Genomic DNA, 19694 nt, shown 5'->3' on the forward strand with positions numbered 1-19694 from the left:
CCCCCGCGCGGGGCCGGGCCCCCGGCGCCCCCCGCCCCCCCGGTTCCGCCCCCCCCCCCCGCGCCCCGCGCCTACCCCCCAACCCCCCCCCCCCCCCCGGGCTCGGCGCTACCGGTGCAGCCTGATCACGTATTACTTCAGACAGGTGTGCCGCCCCGGTGGGGGGCGCATGCTTCGGCCAAGGTCTCCTCAGCGGCGGTGCAGCATGTTCCGCAAGATATTGATCGGGATGTTTGGCGTTCTCATCGTCTGCGGCTTGGCCGCGGCAGGCTACCGGGTTGGCCAGCAGCTCGCGCAGCACGACCGCGTCGCCCAATCGGCGCAACAGCGCTGAGTTCGCGGCAACACCGCCGTCATCGGCAGGCCGAACCCTGCATCGCCAGCTTGGCCGAATACGCCGGCAATGCCGCCAACCGCCCGGCCGCCGCCTGCGCCTTGGCGTCACCCAGATAGACCCGGTTCTGGCCCTGCCCGTCCAGCGCGACCTGCTGCCCGGCCGGCTTGCGCCACACTTCGATCACGGCCTGTTGCGTGCTGCAGGATGCCGAAGGAATACGCGCTACTTCATTGAGCTTCCAGCCAGCCGCCTCGCTGGGGTTGACCTTGCTGGCATCCAGGAACACCGCACGCGGCTGGCACTGCGGGCTGGTGCGCACCAACTGCATGTCATACGGCTGCGCCGCCGTGCCGGTGAAGCGGCCTTCGATGCGGGTACAGGCTTCTGGGATCTGCCGCACGGTATGCACCGCGCCAGTGGCCTGCGCGCTGGCTGCCGGGCGTTCGATCTCGGGCTTGGCGTTGGCCGCCAGCAACGGCAGCGGCGACAAGGCCGTCACGGCAAGGACTAGCAGGGCTTTCATCGGCAGCGATTCCACATGGACAGACACGCAACGTTGCCAGCATTCGACTGAACCCAACAGCAAGCAGCGGTGGCTGGCGGTCGAGACAGCTGGCAGTCATACTCAGGCCGCCTCAGAGTGTTTGAACACAGCGACACGTACCACAGCCGCACGCGGCCCGGGTCTGTTCCAGTGCTTCGATCTACCCGGCGTGTCCCCGCTTCATCCACAGCTGGATGGCATCCACCAACGCTGGAGGGGTCATGCTCGAACAGTACGGTCTTGTGCTTTCGCTTGTCTGCGCCGCTGTCGCCATCGTCTACGGCATCATCTCGGCCCAATGGGTCCTACGACAACCTGCCGGCAACGCCCGCATGCAGGAAATCGCCGCCGCCATCCAGGAAGGCGCGCGGGCCTACCTCAACCGCCAGTACCTGACCATCGCCATCGTCGGCGTGGTGTTGTTCGTGCTGGTCGGCGTCTTCCTCAGCTGGTACACGGCGATCGGTTTTGCAGTCGGCGCGGTGTTGTCCGGTGCTGCCGGCTATATCGGCATGAACGTGTCGGTACGTGCCAACGTGCGCACCGCCGAGGCGGCCCGCAACGGCATGAGCGCGGCCATGGATGTGGCGTTCCGCGGCGGTGCGATCACCGGCATGCTGGTGGTCGGGCTGGGCCTGCTTGGCGTGGCCGGCTACTACCTGATTCTGCAGCGCATGGGCCTGAGCCAGGCAGACAATCTGTATGCCTTGGTCGGATTGGCATTCGGCAGTTCCTTGATCTCGATCTTCGCGCGCTTGGGCGGCGGTATCTTCACCAAGGGTGCGGACGTCGGCGCAGACCTGGTCGGCAAGGTCGAAGCCGGCATTCCCGAGGACGATCCGCGCAATCCGGCGGTGATCGCCGACAACGTCGGTGACAACGTTGGCGACTGCGCCGGCATGGCCGCTGACCTGTTCGAGACCTATGCGGTGACGGTGATCGCCACCATGCTGCTCGGCGGCATGATGATGGCCGAAGTCGGCCGCAACGCGGTGCTGTATCCGCTGGTGCTGGGTGGCGTGTCGATCATCGCTTCGATCATCGGCGCGTTCTTCGTCAAGGTGAAAGCAGGCGGCTCGATCATGGGCGCGCTGTACAAGGGCGTGATCGTCTCCGGCGTGCTGGCTGCCATCGCCTTCTGGCCAGTGACCACGCAGCTGATGGCCGACTCCAGCCACGGTGCCACCAACCTGTATATCTGCGCCTTGATCGGGCTGGTGTTGACCGGCCTGATCGTCTGGATCACCGAGTACTACACCGGCACCCAGTACAAGCCGGTGCAGCACGTGGCGCAGGCATCGACCACCGGCCACGGCACCAACATCATCGCCGGCCTCGGTGTATCGATGAAATCCACCGCCCTGCCGGTTATCGCAGTGTGTGTGGCGATCTGGTCGGCCTTCCACTTCGGCGGCCTGTACGGCATTGCCATCGCCGCGACGGCGATGCTGTCGATGGCCGGCATGATCGTCGCGCTGGATGCTTACGGCCCGATCACCGACAACGCCGGCGGCATTGCCGAGATGGCCGAGCTGCCATCGGACATCCGCGACATCACCGATCCGCTCGACGCAGTGGGCAATACCACCAAGGCGGTAACCAAGGGTTATGCGATTGGTTCGGCGGCATTGGCGGCACTGGTGCTGTTCGCCGACTACACCCACAACCTGCAGGTGGCGCATCCGGGCGAGGCATTTGCTTTCGATCTGTCCGACCACACGGTGATCATCGGCCTGCTGATCGGCGGTCTGATTCCCTATCTGTTCGGCGCGATGGCGATGGAGGCGGTGGGCCGTGCAGCCGGCGCGGTGGTGGAGGAAGTACGCCGCCAGTTCCGCGAGATCCCCGGCATCATGCAGGGCACGGCAAAGCCGCAGTACCACAAGGCGGTGGACATGCTGACCCGCTCGGCGATCAAGGAAATGATCGTGCCTTCATTGCTGCCGGTCGCAGTACCGGTGGTGGTCGGCCTGCTGCTTGGGCCGAAGGCATTGGGTGGTTTGTTGATCGGCACCATCGTCACCGGCTTGTTTGTCGCGATCTCAATGACCACCGGTGGTGGTGCCTGGGACAACGCCAAGAAGTACATCGAGGACGGTCACTTCGGCGGCAAGGGCAGTGAAGCGCACAAGGCCGCTGTGACTGGCGATACGGTGGGTGATCCGTACAAGGACACGGCAGGGCCGGCGATCAATCCCCTCATAAAAATCATCAACATCGTGGCTCTGTTGCTGGTGCCATTGCTGTAGTCGAAGCCGACTGCACATGACACCTTCGCCCTTCCCCTGTTCACGGGGGAAGGGAACGGGATGGGGGCGCCGAAGGCGCAGATCAAAATCATCAACATCGTGGCTCTGTTGCTGGTGCCATTGCTTTAATTCTGCCTGACAGCGAAAAGCTGCCCTCACCCCAACCCCCGCTCCGCGCCCCGGCCCTTGCGCTGGCGCAAGGTCGGTCGACGGGCAGCGAACCTATGGTTCGCAAGCTGCCCCTCTCCCCCCGCGCGCGGGAGAGGGGCTCTTGTATCCGGCAGCGGGATGATCGGAAGGTGCAGGAGCCTTCCAACAGAGAGCAGCACTTGTGGGAGCCGCGTAAGCCGCGAAGCTGACATCGCATCAGCCAGCCGAAAAGCACGACAACTCCACTCAGCCCGAACGCTTCACCGCATACACCCGACCATCATTGCCCCCACCGCAATAAAACAGCTCACCGCCATCCGCTTCCAGCCCACTGACACTGATGCCTTCCGGCATCTGCAGGCGCTCAAGCACCGCGCCGGTATCGGCCTGCAGGCGACGGATGTCACTCTGCCCCGCTTCGCCCGTGGCGTGCCAGAGTTCCCCATCCACCCAGGTCACGCCGGTGACGAAGCGGTCGGATTCAATCGTGCGCAGGATCTTGCCGTTGGCCGGATCGATCTGGTGAATCTTCCGCTGCCGGTACTGCCCCACCCACAGGCTGCCTTCCGCCCAGGCCATGCCCGAATCCATTCCATTGCCCGGTGCCGGGATCGATGCCAGCACCTCGCCACTTTGCGGATCGATCTTGTCGATACGCGCTTCGGCGATCTGCCAGAGATAGGTTCCATCGAACGCAGTACCGGCGTCACAAGGCACGGCCAAGCTGCGCACCGTCCCGCCATCGCGCGGGTCGAAGGCCACCAGCGCCGCACCCGTGGCGGCCCAGACGTTTTTTCCATCGAAGCTGACGCCATTGATGGTGTCCGAGCCGGCGAACGGTCCGTACTTGCGTAGCACCTCGGCAGGGCGGACCTTGGCCGCCGCAACCTTGGCATTCAGGGTTTGGGTATTCATCACTGCGATCTCCTGGCATGTCCGCGATTGGCTGCCTGCCAGCGACACTAGTCAATCGGCAGCGCAGCAGGGAGTAACAAGATCGTCGTGAATCCACTCAGCGGCACCGCTCGCCAACGCTGCGCTCGTCCGCGTCCAATCGCGTACACACGCCCTGCTGCCTCCAGCTCCAGCAGCGCCCGCTGCGCGTTGCGCTGGCTCTGGCCCAAGGCCAAACCCAGTGCCGAGGTCGACCAGGCCGCGCCGTCGGCAAGCAATGCGAGCAGTGCGCCTTGCTCCCCCTCGATGGGCGGCAGCAATACCTTCACCGCGGTCGCCGAACAAGGGGACAGGCGGAAGCCAGCAGCAGTCGCTTCAATCTTCGCCTGCACCGCGATGAGCCCGCGCAGGCGACCTATTTCCACACGTAGCCGGGCGCGCAGCGTCTCGTCGTAGTGAAGCATGGAAAATGCGCGGCTTATCAGCACATCGCGGTCAACCTCGCCCGGCCAGGCCTCGGCCAGCGCACGGGCAAGCGCGAACAGCACCGGACGCCTTGCCAGCGATTGCCAGCCTGCACCAGACCTGACGCCACGCTGGCACCCGTCAACGATCAGTGCACCGGAATCCAACAGCTGCTGCACCTGATCGATACGCAGCAACTCATCCGCACCTGCGCCGAGGCAACGCGCAGCCGGCTGGTCCAACTTGATGCGGGCTGCGTCCACTTCCGCCTGCAGCGCCACTACACCTGCTTGCGCCGCAGCCATCCGTGCACGTTCCAGCAGGACGCGTGCCTGCGCAATCCGCATCCTGCGCAGTGCCAAGGTCGCAGCAGTCAGATCAGCCATGGCGCTCAGCGCGAGCGGCAGCTGCCTTCCCTCCAACCTGGCCAGCGCATGCGCTGCTTCATCCAGCTTGCCCAGCAGCAGCACTCGCCGCGCCAGGATCAACCAGGCCTGCAGTGCATTGGCCGCATCACCCTGCGCATCAAGCGCGGTCGCGATGGATGACAGCGGTTCGGAGTTGCCGGCAAGTTCCCGCAGCGCCAGCGCCACTTCGGCTTCGGCCAGTCCGCAGCGTGCGCGTGCGAGGACTTCATGTGCGCCGAAGCCACGCTGCGCACGTCGCAGCAGCTCGCGTGCACGGGTCAGGTCGCCCAGCTGGGCCATCGCGATTCCGCGTAGCGCCAGTGCAGGAGGATCGTCACGCAATGCGACGTGCTTGAGCGCGGTGAGTACGTCACCGGTGGCCAGGGCGCGCGCGGATGCTGCGATCAGGGAATCCATCTGCGCAGGCTAACTGCGGGCGGGCGTGGATGCACTTGTCTGCTCCTGCACCGTCGCAATAGCCGCGTAGAAGGTTGGCGTGCCCATGACCGTGAATAACTATCGACGCGACGCTTGGATGCCGTCGCGCTGCAGGATTGCCGCCAAGAGCGCCCTCACCCCTACCCCCGCTCCGCGCCCCGGCCCTTGCGCTGGCGCAAGGTCGGTCGACGGGCAGCGAACCAGTGGTTCGCAAGCTGCCCCTCTCCCCCCGCCTTGCGGGAGAGGGGACAGCCCTGGTCGATAGGTCGCCCGGGGGACTACCGCTTACCTGCGATTGATGAAGAACTCCACCGGCACCATCACCTCCACCGGGTCACCAGCGACGTCCGCAGGCGGTGCCGGCACCGGTGTTGCGCGTGCCACTGTCTCCAGCGTGGCCTCGTCCAGGCTGTCATGACCGCTGCTGCGACCGATCCGGGCATTGCTGACCCTGCCCTGCCTGTCCACGCTGAAGCGCACATAGGCCACGCCTTGCTGGCGCAGACGCTCGGCCAGGCGTGGGTAGCGGCGGTACTTTTCCAGGTGCCCCAACAGCTGCCCTTGCCAGGTAACCGAGGCCTGCGCCTGTTGCCCGGCCGTGGTCTGGCGGGCGGCGTAGCGCTCACTGGGCGTGGCGCTGACATCTGGCGGCGCCAGGGTCTGGTCGACGCTGTGGGCATCGGAGGCAGGTACCTGTTCGCGTGGTTGCGGCGGCACGTATGCGTCAACCACCTCCGGCTCCTGCGGCGGTGGCTCGCGTTCCACGCGCGGCGCCGGGGTCGGCTCGCTGCGTTGCTGCTCCCGCTGCGGCGGGCCCTGCGGGATCTCGGTTGGCGCGGCGGGTGGAGCCTCGGGCGTCTCGGCCAGATCGACCATCACCGCTTCCAACGGTTGCTGGTCGGCCAGCACGGGCGGCGTGCGCAGACTCCACCACAGCGCCGCTCCGATGACCACGGCGTGCAGCAGCAGCGCCAGCGCGAAACTGCCACCCCAACGCAGGCGGGAGGATGCAGTAGCGGCGGTCACGGCGACTGCTCTACCCCGACCAGCGCCACTTTCAGGTAGCCGGCGCGACGCAGCAGGTTCATGGCTTCCATCAGGTCGCCATAGCTGACCGAACGGTCGGCGCGCAGGAAAATTCGCTGCGAATGATCACCCTGGGTGCGTTTCTCCAGTTCCGCCGCCAGCGCGTCAGCCGACACCGCAGTCTCACCAATGCGCAGCGACAGATCGGCCTGTACGGTGAGGAACAGCGGCTCGGCATCGCGCGGCTGTGGTTTGGCGCTGCTGGCCGGCAGTTCCACCGGCACATCGACGGTGGCCAGCGGCGCGGCCACCATGAAGATGATCAGCAGCACCAGCATCACGTCGATGAACGGCGTGACATTGATCTCGTGTGCTTCGTCCAGCGCCTCGTCGTCGGACTCGCGGGAAGTACGGATTGCCATTGCCAGGCCTCAGCGCGCGTCGCGCGGCAACGCGCGGCCGCAATCCAGATCGCGCGAGACGATCTGCTGCACGCTGGCGGAGATGTCACCGCCCAATGCCCGCAGGCTCAGCAGGTGGCGACTGAAGTGGTTGTAGATCACAACCGCGGGAATTGCCGCGACCAGGCCCATCGCGGTGGCCAGCAAGGCTTCGGCGATGCCCGGTGCAACCACGGCAAGATTGGTGGTGTTGGACGCGGCGATGCCGACGAAGCTGTTCATGATGCCCCACACGGTGCCGAACAGACCGACGAACGGTGCCACCGCACCGATGCTGGCCAGCAGACCGATACCGCTGCGCAGGCGCCGGCTGTTACCCAGCTCGATGCGTTCAAGCCGCGAGCCGAGACGTTCCTTGACGCCATCATGGCCCTGCGCATCGGCGGACAAGGCCAGCTCGGTACGCGCCGCACCCAGCATGCCGCGTGCAAGGTCCGATTGCTGCAGCAACGGCTGCGCCTCCGCACTATCGAGGCTGCCACTGACCTCCAGCACCTCGCGCGCAGCCTGCAGCTCACGGCCGATACGACCAAGCTCCAATGTCTTGGCGATCAGGACCGTCCAGGTTGCCAGCGATGCCAATGCCAGGCAGATCATCACCGCCTGCACCACCCAGTCGGCGGACTGGTACATGGCCCAGGGCGTGAGTGCCTGTGTGGTAGCGGTCGAGGAAATGTCAGCGTGCATGGAAAGATTCCGGATCGTCGTGGAAGAAAGTCGCACTGGCGATCTGGCTGGTGCGTTGAACGTGGTACGAACAGATGTCGCATCGGGCTGATGCAGGTGGACGCGCGGCGAAGGCGACGGACTGCATCATGGCTGCTCGCCACCATCGGCCGGCTCACGCGGGCTGGGCCGCGACAGCACATAAGCGGCGCTGGCCAGGAAAAATATCGCCACAGGCACAGCCAGCTTCCAGCTCGGATGCGCGCCGATGAAGAACAACACGTAGCCCAGCGCCATGCCGCCAGCGGCAAAGCACTTGCCCTTGCGGCTCACCGCGCCCTGCTCGCGCCACAGCCGCAACGGCCGACCGTAGCGCGGATGCTGCAACAGCCACGCTTCAAAGCGTGGCGAGGATTTGGAAAAGCACCACACCGCCAGGATCAGGAAGATGGTGGTCGGCATCACCGGCAGCAAGGCACCGATCACGCCCAGCGCCACCATCAACCAGCCCATGCAGAACCAGAGCCAGCGGATCACGTCGCTGCCTTCATGGTGGCTGCTGGTGCGTCCCCCTGCATCAGGCGAATTCCTGCTCGACGTAGCCACGCACCGTGCGGAACGCAGCATTGGCGCCTTCGATGGCCGCCGCTTCCTGCGCCTCGGTCATGCTGATGCCATCCAGCGACGCAGTGAACTCACGCCAGTGGCGGGCGGCGCCATCCGGATGCGCGGCCAGGTGGCTGGCACCAAACGCCGCGCCCAAGCCCAGCTTGCCAGCCAGCTTGAACAGGATGGTGCCACCGAGGTTGGAGCCTTCAGCCACGTACAGCCAACCCAGCGCCTGCGGCAGCTCGATGTCGTCGGGGATGACGGCGGCGCTGTCGGCGGGAACGTCCTGTTGCAGGTCACCCAGATCAGCAACGATCTGCTGCAGGCGCTGGCGCTGTTCAAGATCCGGCAACAGCGCGCGCAGCAACGGCGTTGCATACAGCGCCTGGATGTCGCGGTGGAAACGGTATTGCACGCGCACGAACTTGGCGAAGCGCTCGCGGCTGGCAAAGATGTCCTCGGACATGATCCGCTTGTCCAGCGAATCGTGGGTGGTGCTGGTAGCCGCCTTCAGGCGCTGGCTACGGGTGGGAGCTGCAATGGTTTCGGTCGTGGTCATGGTCTGCAACAACGAAGCGGAGGGGGAAACCGGCTGCATCTTTTGATGGAATGGCCGGTCGTCCTGATTGAGACGTCTGCCGGGGGCCTTCCCCCAAGTGGCCTGCATGGTGTGCTGCAACCGGCGATCCCGGCGCTACCGCGCCGGGATCACCTGCTGCATCGATCACACCCTATCCATCAATAGCGGAAGGTCAGCGCCATCCGCGCGGTACGGCCCGGTGCCGGCAGGATGCCCAACGCCAGCGGGTCCAGGTAGTAACGGTCGGTGGCGTTGTCCAGGTTCACGTCCAGGTTCCACTGGTCGTTGAACGACCAGCTGGCGAACAGGTCGACGATGGTCGCCGGGCGGTACAGCTGCTGGATCGCCGACAGGCCGACGTTCCATTCCTTGTCCAGCTTGCTGATCGGGCCGGCGTTGTGCACCACGCGGGTACCGAAGGTCAGCCGTTCGTCGAACAGGCGCGAACCCAGGGTCATGTTGACCGTGTAACGCGGCGGGTTCTGGGTATTGCTGTAGGAACCTTCGAAGCCACCGTCCACGCAGTTCGGGGTGTTCTTCAATTCCTCGATGTTGCGCGCCTGTCCGTAGGCACGGCGCTCTGCAGCAATATCCGGCGCGCAGGTCTTGGCCTTGAAGTAGTAGTGCGCGGACAGGTCGGCGAACACCTTGCCGGCATCGTAGTTGGACTGGAACTCCATGCCCGACACCTTGAAGCGATCCACATTGCGGATCAAGCCGGCCGACAGCGTGCGGTAATCGCGGGTGATCAGGTCATCCACGCGGGTATCGAAGTAGGCCAGCTTCAGTGCCAGCTGGTCGCCATTGGCGAACAGGTCGCGCTTGATGGTGCTGGCGCCGATTTCCCAGCTGCCGGAGCGCTCGGGCTTCAGCTCGCCGACCGGCTTGGCGGCGGTGAACAGGCCCAGCGTGGTCTCGAACAGGCTCGGCAGCTTGGTACCCTCGGCGTACTTGAGGTAGACCATGCTGTCGTCGTCGAAGTGGTAGGTAACGCTTGCAGTCGGCGAGAACGCGCTGTCGCGGCGCTTGATCGGCTTGGACCAGGTCCAGCTCACCGGCACCATCAGATCCTCCGCGGCATCGGCGTCGTAGAAGTTCCAGCCACCGATATCGGCCACCGTGCCCTTCTTGTACGGCGAGGCCAGCAGCGATGCTTCGGTGAAATTGCCATTGGCATCCGGGTACCAGTTCAGCATCGCGATGCGCTTGGCACGCCATGAAGGCAGGCTCGGGTCACCGTCAAGCAGCTGGGTGTAGCGGTACTGACCCTGGGCCTCGAACTTGTCCTCGGTCGCCAGGCGATTGCGGTCGTGCACATTGACCCGGTTCCAGCGGCCACCGGCCATGAACTCCCAGTGTTCATTGGGCTCCCACTTGATCGATGCGACCGCGCTGTATTCCTTGCGCTCGGCATTGCGCAGGAAGCGGTTGTTGACCAGATCGTCATGCATGATCGGCGAATTCGGGCGGATGTCCTCGTCGCTGAGCGACAGGCCGTAGTCGAAGGTGAACAGACCTGAGCTGGTTTCCAGCAGCGAGGTATTGCTCACGTCCATGCCGAAGCGTTGCTGCTTCAGCGGGTTGGCATAGGCATCTTTGTAGCCGGGGTTGCCGCTGAAGCTCGGCGCGTCATACCACTCGGTGCGACGGTCGAAGTACCACGGGGTGATGCCAGTCAGGCTGTTGTACATCAGGCTTTCTGCATCGGTGTACCAGGCGTTTGCACGCAGATCGACCAAGGCGCTGTCCGGATTGAAGCGGTAGCGCAGGCTGTAGCTGTCCATGTCGACATGGCCCGGATCCCACTGCGGCACGCGATCGCGGTCCACGCGGATGATCTGCGAGGCCATGATCTCGCCGGCAGTGCCTTCATAGCGGCGGTAGCCCAGTTCCAGCGTCTGCGCATCGTCGATGCGCCAGATGCCCTTGAGCAGCGCCGATTCCGAACGCGAGGAGGTATTGAACACTTCGGTGCGCGGCGGGTTCAGTGGTGCCAGCGTGCGCCGGGTCTGCGGGAAGTCGTCATAGCCGTGCTTGCCGCCGAAATAGTTGCCGGTATCGCGCCAGGCATACGCCGCCACCAGGTCGAAACGGTCCCAGCGCTGGGCCACGGCCACGTTGGCGAACTGGTTGCCAGTAGCATTGCGGTCGGTGCGCGGTGCAGCGCTGTAGTCGGGCACGTTGTTGGCGCTGTTGTTGGCCAGGCCGGTACGCACGCGGATGCCGCTGTCACGGCCTTCGCGCAGCACGTCATCCACTTTCAAGGTCTCCATCTCGACCACGCCACCGATGCCGCCGGAGGCATTTGCCTGCAGGCTCGGCCCCTTGGTGATGGTGATGTTGGAGATCAGGTCCGGATCGAGGTAGGTGCGCTGCGACTGGCCAGCGTAACCACGGTAGGTATCCATGGTGGACTGGCCACCATCGATGATCACCGGGATGCGGCTTTGCCCCTGGATGCCACGGATGTTCACGTCCAGGGCATTGCCCACGCGCGGGTCACCGGCGGTGACGCCGGCCACGCCCTTGATGATGTCGGCGGTGGAGGTGCCACGGAAGCGTTCGATGGTCTGCTGCGGGATGTAGGCGGTCGAACCGGTGGTGCGGTAGGTATCCAGCAGGCGCGCGGCGTCGCTGCCGCTGCCTTCGCCACCACGCTGATCGCCGGCCACGCTCAGCGTGCCGGTCACGACCAGGTCATCGGCATTATTGGCACCCGCCGGCAGCTTTTCGAGCGTCACCGCACCATTGCCGCTGCGGCGGGCTGCGAGGCCGGTGCCGCGCAGCAGCTGCTGCAGCGCCGCTGCCGGTGCCAGCTGACCGGAAACCGGTGCCGAGGTGGCACCGTCAGCCAGGGCTGCGGCATAGGCCACCTGTACGCCAGACTGACGCATGTACTGGCCCAGGGCTGCGGCAAGCGGCTGTGCGGGAATGTCGAACTGCGCGGAGGCGCTGGCCACGGTGGCCTGCGCCATTGCGGGAACGGCTGGCGTCATCACTGCCAGGCCGGCGGCCAGCATCGCGACGTGCAGACGGGACAGGCGCAGGCGTGGGCCGGCGCGGAAAGAACTGGGCATTGAAAATCCTGTTGTCGAAGCCGCAATCAGGCGGCGGAGGTTCGACGTACGTGGCGGCGGCTGAGGTACGGTCGGGGTTAAGACGAATGAACCGGGCAAACCCCCAAGATCAATCGCCCAGCTCAGCTAGCGACGCGCTGGCAGCTCGTTTTCCTGTGCCTGCACGATGGCGATGCCGAACGGCAACCGCGTCACCCGCAAGCCACTGCCCGCAGCCAGCGCATCCAGCGCCTGCTCGGGTTGATCCAGACGCAACGCGGCATTGATCGGCGGCAACGCCGACAGATCGCCACGCACGAATACATGGCCGGGCCGATAACGCCCCAACTCAGCCAGCACCTGCGTCACCGGCACGTTCTCCAGCAACAGTTCGCCGCGTCGCCATGCAGCGACACGATCAGGCGCCAACTCCGCGCCGCGCTCGGCAACACCGCCATTGCTCCAGCCCGCGGCCTGGCCTGCCTGCAGGTACATCCAGCCCTGGTCAGCGCGCGCTGCTACCCGCACACGCCCCTGTTCGACCGCGGTATCGACGCGATCAGCTTCCCGGCTGACCACGAACGCGGTGGAAATGTCCTCCACAACGCCATCACCGACGGTAATGCGGAAGGGTGCGCCGGCTTGCGGCACAACCTCGAACCAGGCGCGCCCACGCAGCAGCTCGATACGCCGGGTGGTCTCGCCGTAATGCACGGCAATGGCCGCACCGGCATCCAGCACCGCGGTTGAACCGTCGGGCAGGTGGACATGCTGGATGGCCACATCCGCGCGGTGGTCCGCGCGCATGCGCAGCGCCAGCTCCGGCGCCGACATCACCCCGCAGAACAGCGCCAGCACCGCCACCGCCGCCAACCAGCGCCGTTGCGCATACCGCTTCGGGCGCTGCACCAGCACCGTGGTCTGCGGGCGGGCAGCGAGACTGCGCCAGAGCACGCGTTCATGTTCAAACGCGTGGCGGTGCCCGGGCTGCAGCAGCCACTGCTCGAACGCCTGCATGTCAGGCTCGCCCATGGTTCCCGATGCCAGCCGCAGCACCCAGTCGCGCGCCTGCTGCGCAACGGGATTCTCGGTCGGAACGGAAGAGGACGGCGGGCGCATGGGCTGGCTCAGGTGGTGATGCTGTTGGTGGGTACGGACGGAATACAAGACGATTGGCGGCGCCGCATCCCCAAGGGTAGCTGCGAGGCTAGTCGCCGCTGCGCGCCCAGGCCAGGCGTTGCAGGGCCAGGCGCAGGTGGTTTTCGACGGTGGTCACCGAGACCCCCATGCGCCGCGCCACTTCCGGCTGGGTCAGCCCCTGCAGGCGGTTCAGGCGGAACATGCTGCGGGTGGGCTCGGGCAGGTGTTCGGCCGCTTCCAGTACCCGCGCCAGCTCATCCTGCGCCATCACCTGCTCTTCGGTGGACAACACCTCGTCCGCTCCCCACAGGTAATTTTCGGCCTGCAGGCGCAGCCGACGCGTACGTTCACGACCGTGATCGGTGGCCAGGTTGCTGGCCAGCCGGTACAGGTAAGCGCGCGGATTGCCGATCACCGGCTCATTGCCGACCCCGCGGACCTTGAACCACACACCCTGGATGACGTCGTCCGCGCCGCCATCACTGCCGAGGATCTGGCGCACCAGACGCAGCAAGGCCGGGCGTTCGCGGATCAGCAGTTCGGTCAAGGTGGTGGCATTGCTGGACATGGAGGGCTGTTAAGGCAAGACAGACCGCCTGCGTCAGGCGGCCTTGGGCGGACAAGGATATCCGCATAATGATAATGGTTCTCATATGTATTGCGCGACAGTGTGTTCCCCCTGCCCACCCCGGACCGGCCAGCCAGTCGGGTTTGGTGCGCCGCAATAGTGGTGCGCGTAGAATGGAGCTCTTTTTCAACCAACAACGATTCGGAGTCAGCGCAATGAGCCTGAAATTGGTCTCGCCGGGCAAGAACCCGCCGGAAGAAATCAACGTCATCGTCGAGATCCCGAAGGATTCGGAGCCGGTGAAGTACGAAATGGACAAGGAAAGCGGCGCGATGTTCGTCGATCGCATCCTGTCCACGCCGATGCGCTACCCCTGCAACTACGGCTTCGTGCCGCAGACCCTGTGCGGCGACGGTGACCCGGCCGACGTGCTGGTGGTGCTGCCGCTGCCGCTGGTCCCGGGCTCGGTCGTGCGCTGCCGTCCGGTCGGCGTGCTGAAGATGAGCGACGAAGCCGGTAGCGACGAGAAGATCCTGGCCGTTCCGGTCGCCAAGATCTTCAGCGGCTACGCCCACGTCGAAGACATCGCCCAGGTATCCAGCCACTGGCTGGAACGCATTGGCCACTTCTTCGAGCACTACAAGGACCTGGAAAAGGGCAAGTGGGTCAAGATCGAAGGCTGGGGCGACGCCGCCGAAGCCAAGCGCATCCTCAGCGAGGCGCACAAGACCTACCTCGCCACCCAGGAACAGGACGTCTGATTGTGCCGGCGCAGGGTCGCAACACGGGCCCTGCGTAGCGACAACCATCACGTTTTCCTTGCAGAGGGCATGACCCTTTGCCAGCGAGCAGCTACATTGACAGGCCGGTTTCCGGCCTGTTTTTTTGTGCGGATTTTGCGTTTTGTCCAAGGGGAAGTGTCTTGCGAATCCTGTTAGTCGGTGGCGAAGCCAACCTGTCGGCCGAGCTGCTTGAGTACGTCGCCGATCTGGGTGATGAGTGGGAAGTACAGTCGGTCCCGGATGGCAGTGCCGCCATCGTCGCGGTGTCCTCGGCCACCATCGACGCGATCATCGTTGCGCCGGTATTGCCGGACCTGGCCCCGGCCACCCTGCTCGGGCAGATCCGCACGCTACGCCCGGAAACCATCCGCATAGCCCTGATCGACGGCGACAACAACCAGCGCGTGCCATCGGCCCGCATCATTGGCGTGGCCCATCGTTTCCTGCCGCTGCCACTGGCCCCGGAAGTGCTGCTTGAAGCATTGACCAGCCTGGAGGAACTGCGCGAGCTGCTGGACAGCCCACACCTGCGCCAGACCATCGGCCGCATCGAAAAGCTGCCCTCACCGCCGCACCTGTACATCAGCCTGACCCACGCGCTGGAAGAGGACGAGGAGAGCGACTCTGCGGAGATCGCCAAGCTGATCGCAGCCGACCCGGCGATCGCCGCCAAGGTATTGCAGCTGTCCAACTCGGCGTTCTTCAACAGCGGCCGTGCCATTTCCGACCTGCGTGGCGCAGTGACCCGATTGGGCATGGCCACCCTGCGCGACCTGGTCCTGGCCAGTGAAGTATTCGCCCTGCCCGGCATGTCCGGGCCCGACCGCAACGCAATGCAATCACGCGCATTGATGGCCTCACGCCTGGCCGCCAAGATGCTGCCAGCGTCCAGCGCCGAGCTCGGTTCCACCGCCGCACTGCTGGCCGATATCGGCTTGCTGTTGCCCGGCGTACGCGATGAACGCCAGGCCGCCGAGGCCGATGACCCGCGTCCCGGCCACGCCGAGGCTGGTGCCTATCTGATGGGCCTGTGGGGCCTGCCGATGCCGATCATCGAAGCCGTCGCCTTCCAGCTGCAGCCGGGGCGCTCGAATGTGCGCAGCTTCTGGGTGGCCGGCGCCGTCCATGTCGCAACCGCACTGGCCGCCGGCACCGCCGTTGATGAGCAGTATCTGGCCAATGTCGGCGTGCTGCCCAAGCTTGAGCAATGGCGTGCCATTGCCGATGAGATGATGGGCTTGAGCGTCGACGCCTGAGCCAGCCCTGCATCACAACGCAAGATATGGATTGAATGACAACGGCCGCCTAGCGGCCGTTGTTGTTTCTGCGTGCTGGAAGCGGCTGGCGTGCGACCAATGCGTTGATCCGCGTTGCGACACACATCCCGGGTGCGCTTCGCTTACCCGGGCGGCGCAACGCACAAAGAAAAAGGGTGGGCCTTGCGGCCCACCCTTCGTCATGCATCACAGAGCTTCGATGGATCAGAAGCGCTGGTTGTACTGGATGAACAGGAAGCGGTCGTAGTCGAGCATCGGATCGATCTGCGAGGCGCTGCTGTTGCTCACCGAATAGGTGATCGGCGGCTGCTTGTCGAACACGTTGCGGGCGCCGACGGTCACGCTGCCATCCCACGGAGCCTGCCAGGTGACAGACACGTCGTGGTACACGATCGCACCCTTCTTGTTGGCGCCGGTGCCGCCCGACCAGCCACCGTTCGGCGTCTGGTAGTTCGGCTCGTTGCACTCAACGCCATCGTCGTAGCAGTAGTCGCGGAAGCCGCCGTAGTAACGCATGCCCCAGTTGGCCGACAGCGTGTCCTTGGCCCAGTTCAGGCCCAGGGTTGCACGCACGCGCGGGTAGTTCCAGTAACCGGCGTAGTTGTCCCACTCGGCACCCTTGGTCGACTGCTGACGGTAGGCGCTCAGGTAGTTGGCATCAAGGTTGACGCCGAAGGTACCAATCTCGGTTTCCGGCAGGCGGTAACGGACGCCGAAGTTGTAGCCTTCGGTTTCCAGCGAGCCCAGGTTCGCATTGCCACGGCTCAGGCTGGTGACCTGACCGGTGGTGGCATCACGACCGTACTGGTCGCAGAACTGCGCAACACCGTTCTGGTAGCACTGGCCCAGCACGTAGTTGGCGGACACGGCGGTGATCACGTTGTCGACGGTGATCTTGTACCAATCCAGCGAGACGTCCAGACCCGGGACATAGCTCGGGCTGTACACCAGACCCACGGTGCGGGTCTTGCTGGTTTCCGGCTGCAGCTGGTCGTTGCCCACGCCCGACTGGAACGCAGCATTGGCCTGCGTGTCACGCGCGGTGATCGGCTTGCCAGCAGCATCGGTCTGACGGTAGGTCGAGCTCAGGCCTTCGGCCTGGCAACGAGCGGCAACGCGCGCATCGCTCAGCATGCCGAACTGTGCATCGCACGGATCGGTGAAGCGATCGAAGGTCTGCGAACCGCCACCGAAGGTGTCGTCCATGGTCGGGGCACGGAAGCCCTCGCCGTAGGTACCACGCACCAGCAGGTCTTCAATCGGACGCCAGGTCAGGCTGAACTTGCTGTTGATGGTGTCGCCGAACTTGTCGAAGTCGGAGTAGCGGCTGGCGATATCCAGCGACAGCTCCTTGGCACCCGGCAGGTCACGCAGCAGCGGAACCATGAATTCCAGGTAGAACTCATTGGCCTTGTACTTGCCCGAGGCAGCGCCGGCAGCCAGGTCGGTGGTGTAACCGGCCGAGGACAGTGCATCCGGGTGGTCGTAGCCGCTGACTTCGCGATGCTCGTAACCCGCAGCGAAGGCCAGCTCACCAGCGTCGCCCGGCATGTCGAACAGACCACCGGTGATGTTGGCGAAGTACTGCTTGCTCTTGCTCTGCGAGGTCGCGTTGAGCAGGGTGTTGATGTACTTCAGCGCTTCCGGGGTAGCAGCGGTAGCGCCACCCAGGACGTCAAACGGGGTGCACTGGCCCAGTGCTGCATTGGTGCCCAATGCAATCGGATTGGCCAGCGAACCGCACTGCGCGACGCCAGCGCTGTTGATGAACGACGGGCCCAGGGCCTTCTGCAGTGCCAGCAGGTTGATGTTGCCGCTGCTGGTTTCGGTCACGTCGTACTGGTTGTAGTTCAGGCCCACATCCCAGTCGAACGGACGGTCGTTGAAATCAAAGGTGCCTTCCAACGCTGCGTCGAAGTGGAACGACTTGACATTGTTTTCGCTGATGCGCGGCAGCTCGAAAATACGACGGCCCCAGCTGGTGATATCAGCACCGACCGGGTTGTAGACGCTGTCCTTGCTCAGGGCAACCGGGAAGTTCTTCTGCGAAGTACCGGTCAGCGGGTAGCCAGCGATCTGACGCTTGGAGTCACGCTCCGAGTACATCACGGTCGACTTCAAACGCAGGTTGTCGTTGATGTCGTAGGTACCAGCGGCGAAGACCGACTTGTTCTCCGAACCCTGGTTCAACATCATCTGCTCAGTGGCGTTGAAATAATCATCGCCATTGATCTCGTGGTAGTTGTTCGGGTCGCTGGAATCAGCGCCGACGCCACCCGGATGGTTGATGACCATCACCTTGCCGGTGACCGGGTCGGTGTAACGACCCCACTGGCCGGCCGGGCTCAGGCCGTCTGCAGCGTGGTTCGGGCCGTAGGTGTAACGGGTCAGTTCACGGTCCTTTGCCCACACCGGATCTTCCTTGGTGTAGGAAGCGCCCAGCATGATCGACGAACGCTCGCCGACCGCACCCAGGGTCAGGTTGTACTGGGTCTTGGCACCGTCGCCGTCGCTGTTCTGGCCGTAATAGACCGAAGCTTCAGCGCCTTCGAAATCCTTGCGCAGGATGATGTTGATCACGCCGGCGATCGCGTCGGAGCCGTAGATGGCGGAGGCGCCATCCTTCAGCACTTCGATACGCTCGATCAGCGAGCTCGGGATGGTCGACATATCGGTGAAGCCAGCCAGGCTGGAGCTCCAACGCTTGCCATTGACCAGCACCAGGGTGCGCATTTCACCCAGGTTGTACAGGTTGGCGTACTGGCCACCCTGCTCCGGGTTGGATGCCAGCACGGCAGCCTTGGAGAAGGTCTGGGTGCCCGACACGGTCAGGTTCTGCAGGATGTCGCCAACGCTGACCAGACCCGAACGCTTGATGTCCTCGGAGGACACAGTGAAGATCGGCTGGGCGGTCTCAACGTCCACCGAACGGATACGCGAACCGGTGACTTCCAGGCGATCCAGGGTGGTCGCACCAGCAGCAGCTTCCTGCGCCGAAGCAAATGAGGGGGTCAAGGCAATAGCAATGCCGGCCGGGAGCAAGCCCAACCGCACTGCAGAATTACGAAGCTTCATCAATCTCTCCAAAGAGCTAAACAAACGACAAAGTTAGCGGTGCGTTAAACACCCCTGAACGTTACGTTCGTACTGCCACCTTGGTTTTGCGCAAGCCATCCTTAGGCTTTGCCGAATCTGGCTTCAACGCCCCCGGCTGCTCACGGTACTGCGTGGCCGATGCACCAAAACGTGCGCGGAACGCACGCGCGAAGCTGCAGCAGTTGTCAAAACCACTGGCAGACGCAACCTCGCCGATCATCATGTCGGTATCACGCAACAGCATCGCCGCCCGTTCCAGTCGCAGCCGCGCCGACAAGGATTGCGGGCTCTCTTCATACAGACTCTGGAAGGTCTTGGACAAATACCAGCTGGAGAAGTTGGTCAGCTCGGCCAGCTCACCAATGCGCACCACGCGGTGGCTGTTGCCCTCCAGGTACATGCGCGCACGCTGCATGCGACCGAATACCTGTCGCTTGCGGATACGCGAACGACCCGGGCAGCGCTGCACGGTGCCGGCAAGGTCACGCTGCAGGGAAGCAAGATGCAGCAGCAGCGGACGCAACTGATGAATGGTCGCGCCCGGTGCCTGCGCCTCGCGCCACAGGCGCAACGCTAGGCGAGCCTCACCCTGGCTCATGCGGCCGCGGCCGGTGTAGACACTGCAATCGGCCAGGGTGCCGAGCATGCGCAGCGCATCGGTGTCCAGGCTGATACCGATGCACATGCCATCACGGCCAGCCTGGACCAGCGGGCGCGATTCCTTTTCAAAGGCAATCCACTCGCGCTGGCGAAGGCGGAACTTGCCTTCCTTGGATTCCACCCAGGCAGTGCCGCGCAGCTGCAACCATACGGTGAACACGGTGCCCGAGGTCTGCAGGCTGCCCAGTCGCGCCACACCTACACAGGCTGGCCGCGGGCCATCCTCCGCAGGCTTCTCGAACGACACTGACTGACCACGATCCACCCACGAAACCTGCCGCATATCGCA

17 protein-coding genes are annotated in these 19694 nt (G+C 64.5%); 4 read left to right on the top strand and 13 right to left on the bottom strand.

Translation table 11 applies throughout. From position 1 onward, the window contains the following. The first annotated feature begins 205 nt into the window (after positions 1 to 205). Positions 206 to 334: a hypothetical protein gene (locus ACVOLI_RS14355; protein WP_481614935.1), complete on the top strand. Its 129-nt coding sequence runs from the start codon at positions 206 to 208 to the stop codon at positions 332 to 334. 19 nt (positions 335 to 353) lie between these two features. Here ACVOLI_RS14355 and ACVOLI_RS14360 read toward each other — a convergent pair whose 3' ends face one another. Beyond that, positions 354 to 860 (bottom strand): hypothetical protein, encoded by a 507-nt coding sequence (locus tag ACVOLI_RS14360; protein ID WP_481614936.1) that lies wholly within the window; start codon positions 858 to 860, stop codon positions 354 to 356. Positions 861 to 1102: 242 nt separating this feature from the next. Between ACVOLI_RS14360 and ACVOLI_RS14365 the strand changes: the two genes are divergently transcribed. Then, positions 1103 to 3130: a sodium-translocating pyrophosphatase gene (locus ACVOLI_RS14365; protein ID WP_481614937.1), complete on the top strand. Its 2028-nt coding sequence runs from the start codon at positions 1103 to 1105 to the stop codon at positions 3128 to 3130. A 396-nt stretch (positions 3131 to 3526) separates the two neighbouring features. Here ACVOLI_RS14365 and ACVOLI_RS14370 read toward each other — a convergent pair whose 3' ends face one another. The 10 genes from ACVOLI_RS14370 to ACVOLI_RS14415 form a co-directional block, all read right to left on the bottom strand. Then, positions 3527 to 4195, bottom strand: coding sequence for a glutaminyl-peptide cyclotransferase (locus tag ACVOLI_RS14370; protein WP_481614938.1), 669 nt, complete (start codon positions 4193 to 4195; stop codon positions 3527 to 3529). 47 nt (positions 4196 to 4242) lie between these two features. Beyond that, positions 4243 to 5463 carry a helix-turn-helix domain-containing protein gene (locus ACVOLI_RS14375; protein WP_481614939.1) on the bottom strand — a complete coding sequence of 407 codons (1221 nt, stop codon included), beginning with the start codon at positions 5461 to 5463 and terminating at the stop codon, positions 4243 to 4245. A 306-nt stretch (positions 5464 to 5769) separates the two neighbouring features. After that, positions 5770 to 6510, bottom strand: coding sequence for an energy transducer TonB (locus ACVOLI_RS14380; protein ID WP_481614940.1), 741 nt, complete (start codon positions 6508 to 6510; stop codon positions 5770 to 5772). Further along, positions 6507 to 6932 (bottom strand): TonB system transport protein ExbD, encoded by a 426-nt coding sequence (gene exbD, locus ACVOLI_RS14385; protein WP_481614941.1) that lies wholly within the window; start codon positions 6930 to 6932, stop codon positions 6507 to 6509. Before exbD ends, ACVOLI_RS14380 begins: the two co-directional genes overlap by 4 nt. Positions 6933 to 6941: 9 nt before the next feature. Beyond that, complete coding sequence (exbB, locus tag ACVOLI_RS14390) at positions 6942 to 7658, bottom strand: tonB-system energizer ExbB (RefSeq protein ID WP_481614942.1); 717 nt, start codon at positions 7656 to 7658, stop codon at positions 6942 to 6944. A gap of 126 nt (positions 7659 to 7784) precedes the next feature. After that, a complete protein-coding gene (locus ACVOLI_RS14395) occupies positions 7785 to 8171 on the bottom strand; it encodes a YbaN family protein (protein ID WP_343229787.1) in 387 nt (128 codons plus the stop codon). 43 nt (positions 8172 to 8214) lie between these two features. Continuing rightward, entirely contained in the window at positions 8215 to 8805 is a 591-nt protein-coding gene (locus ACVOLI_RS14400) for a biliverdin-producing heme oxygenase (RefSeq protein WP_282268566.1), read from the bottom strand. Between the two features lie 179 nt (positions 8806 to 8984). Next, entirely contained in the window at positions 8985 to 11903 is a 2919-nt protein-coding gene (locus ACVOLI_RS14405; RefSeq protein ID WP_481614943.1) for a TonB-dependent receptor, read from the bottom strand. Between the two features lie 126 nt (positions 11904 to 12029). Next, positions 12030 to 13001 (bottom strand): FecR family protein, encoded by a 972-nt coding sequence (locus ACVOLI_RS14410; protein WP_481614944.1) that lies wholly within the window; start codon positions 12999 to 13001, stop codon positions 12030 to 12032. Between the two features lie 88 nt (positions 13002 to 13089). Then, positions 13090 to 13590, bottom strand: a complete 501-nt coding sequence (locus ACVOLI_RS14415) for an RNA polymerase sigma factor (RefSeq protein ID WP_481614945.1) — start codon at positions 13588 to 13590, stop codon at positions 13090 to 13092. Positions 13591 to 13805: 215 nt separating this feature from the next. Here ACVOLI_RS14415 and ppa point away from each other — a divergent pair, with 215 nt between their 5' ends. Further along, complete coding sequence (gene ppa / locus ACVOLI_RS14420) at positions 13806 to 14351, top strand: inorganic diphosphatase (protein WP_282268572.1); 546 nt, start codon at positions 13806 to 13808, stop codon at positions 14349 to 14351. A gap of 161 nt (positions 14352 to 14512) precedes the next feature. Further along, the gene (locus tag ACVOLI_RS14425) at positions 14513 to 15628 is read left to right on the top strand and encodes an HDOD domain-containing protein (protein ID WP_481614946.1); all 1116 of its coding nucleotides are present in this window, start codon (positions 14513 to 14515) and stop codon (positions 15626 to 15628) included. A 225-nt stretch (positions 15629 to 15853) separates the two neighbouring features. On the opposite strand, the gene ACVOLI_RS14430 is transcribed toward ACVOLI_RS14425, so the two are convergent. Beyond that, positions 15854 to 18724 (bottom strand): TonB-dependent receptor plug domain-containing protein, encoded by a 2871-nt coding sequence (locus ACVOLI_RS14430; protein WP_481614947.1) that lies wholly within the window; start codon positions 18722 to 18724, stop codon positions 15854 to 15856. A 61-nt stretch (positions 18725 to 18785) separates the two neighbouring features. Continuing rightward, positions 18786 to 19688 carry a helix-turn-helix domain-containing protein gene (locus ACVOLI_RS14435; protein WP_481614948.1) on the bottom strand — a complete coding sequence of 301 codons (903 nt, stop codon included), beginning with the start codon at positions 19686 to 19688 and terminating at the stop codon, positions 18786 to 18788. Between the last annotated feature and the right edge of the window lie 6 nt (positions 19689 to 19694).

The organism is Stenotrophomonas sp. STEN029 (assembly GCF_056760015.1).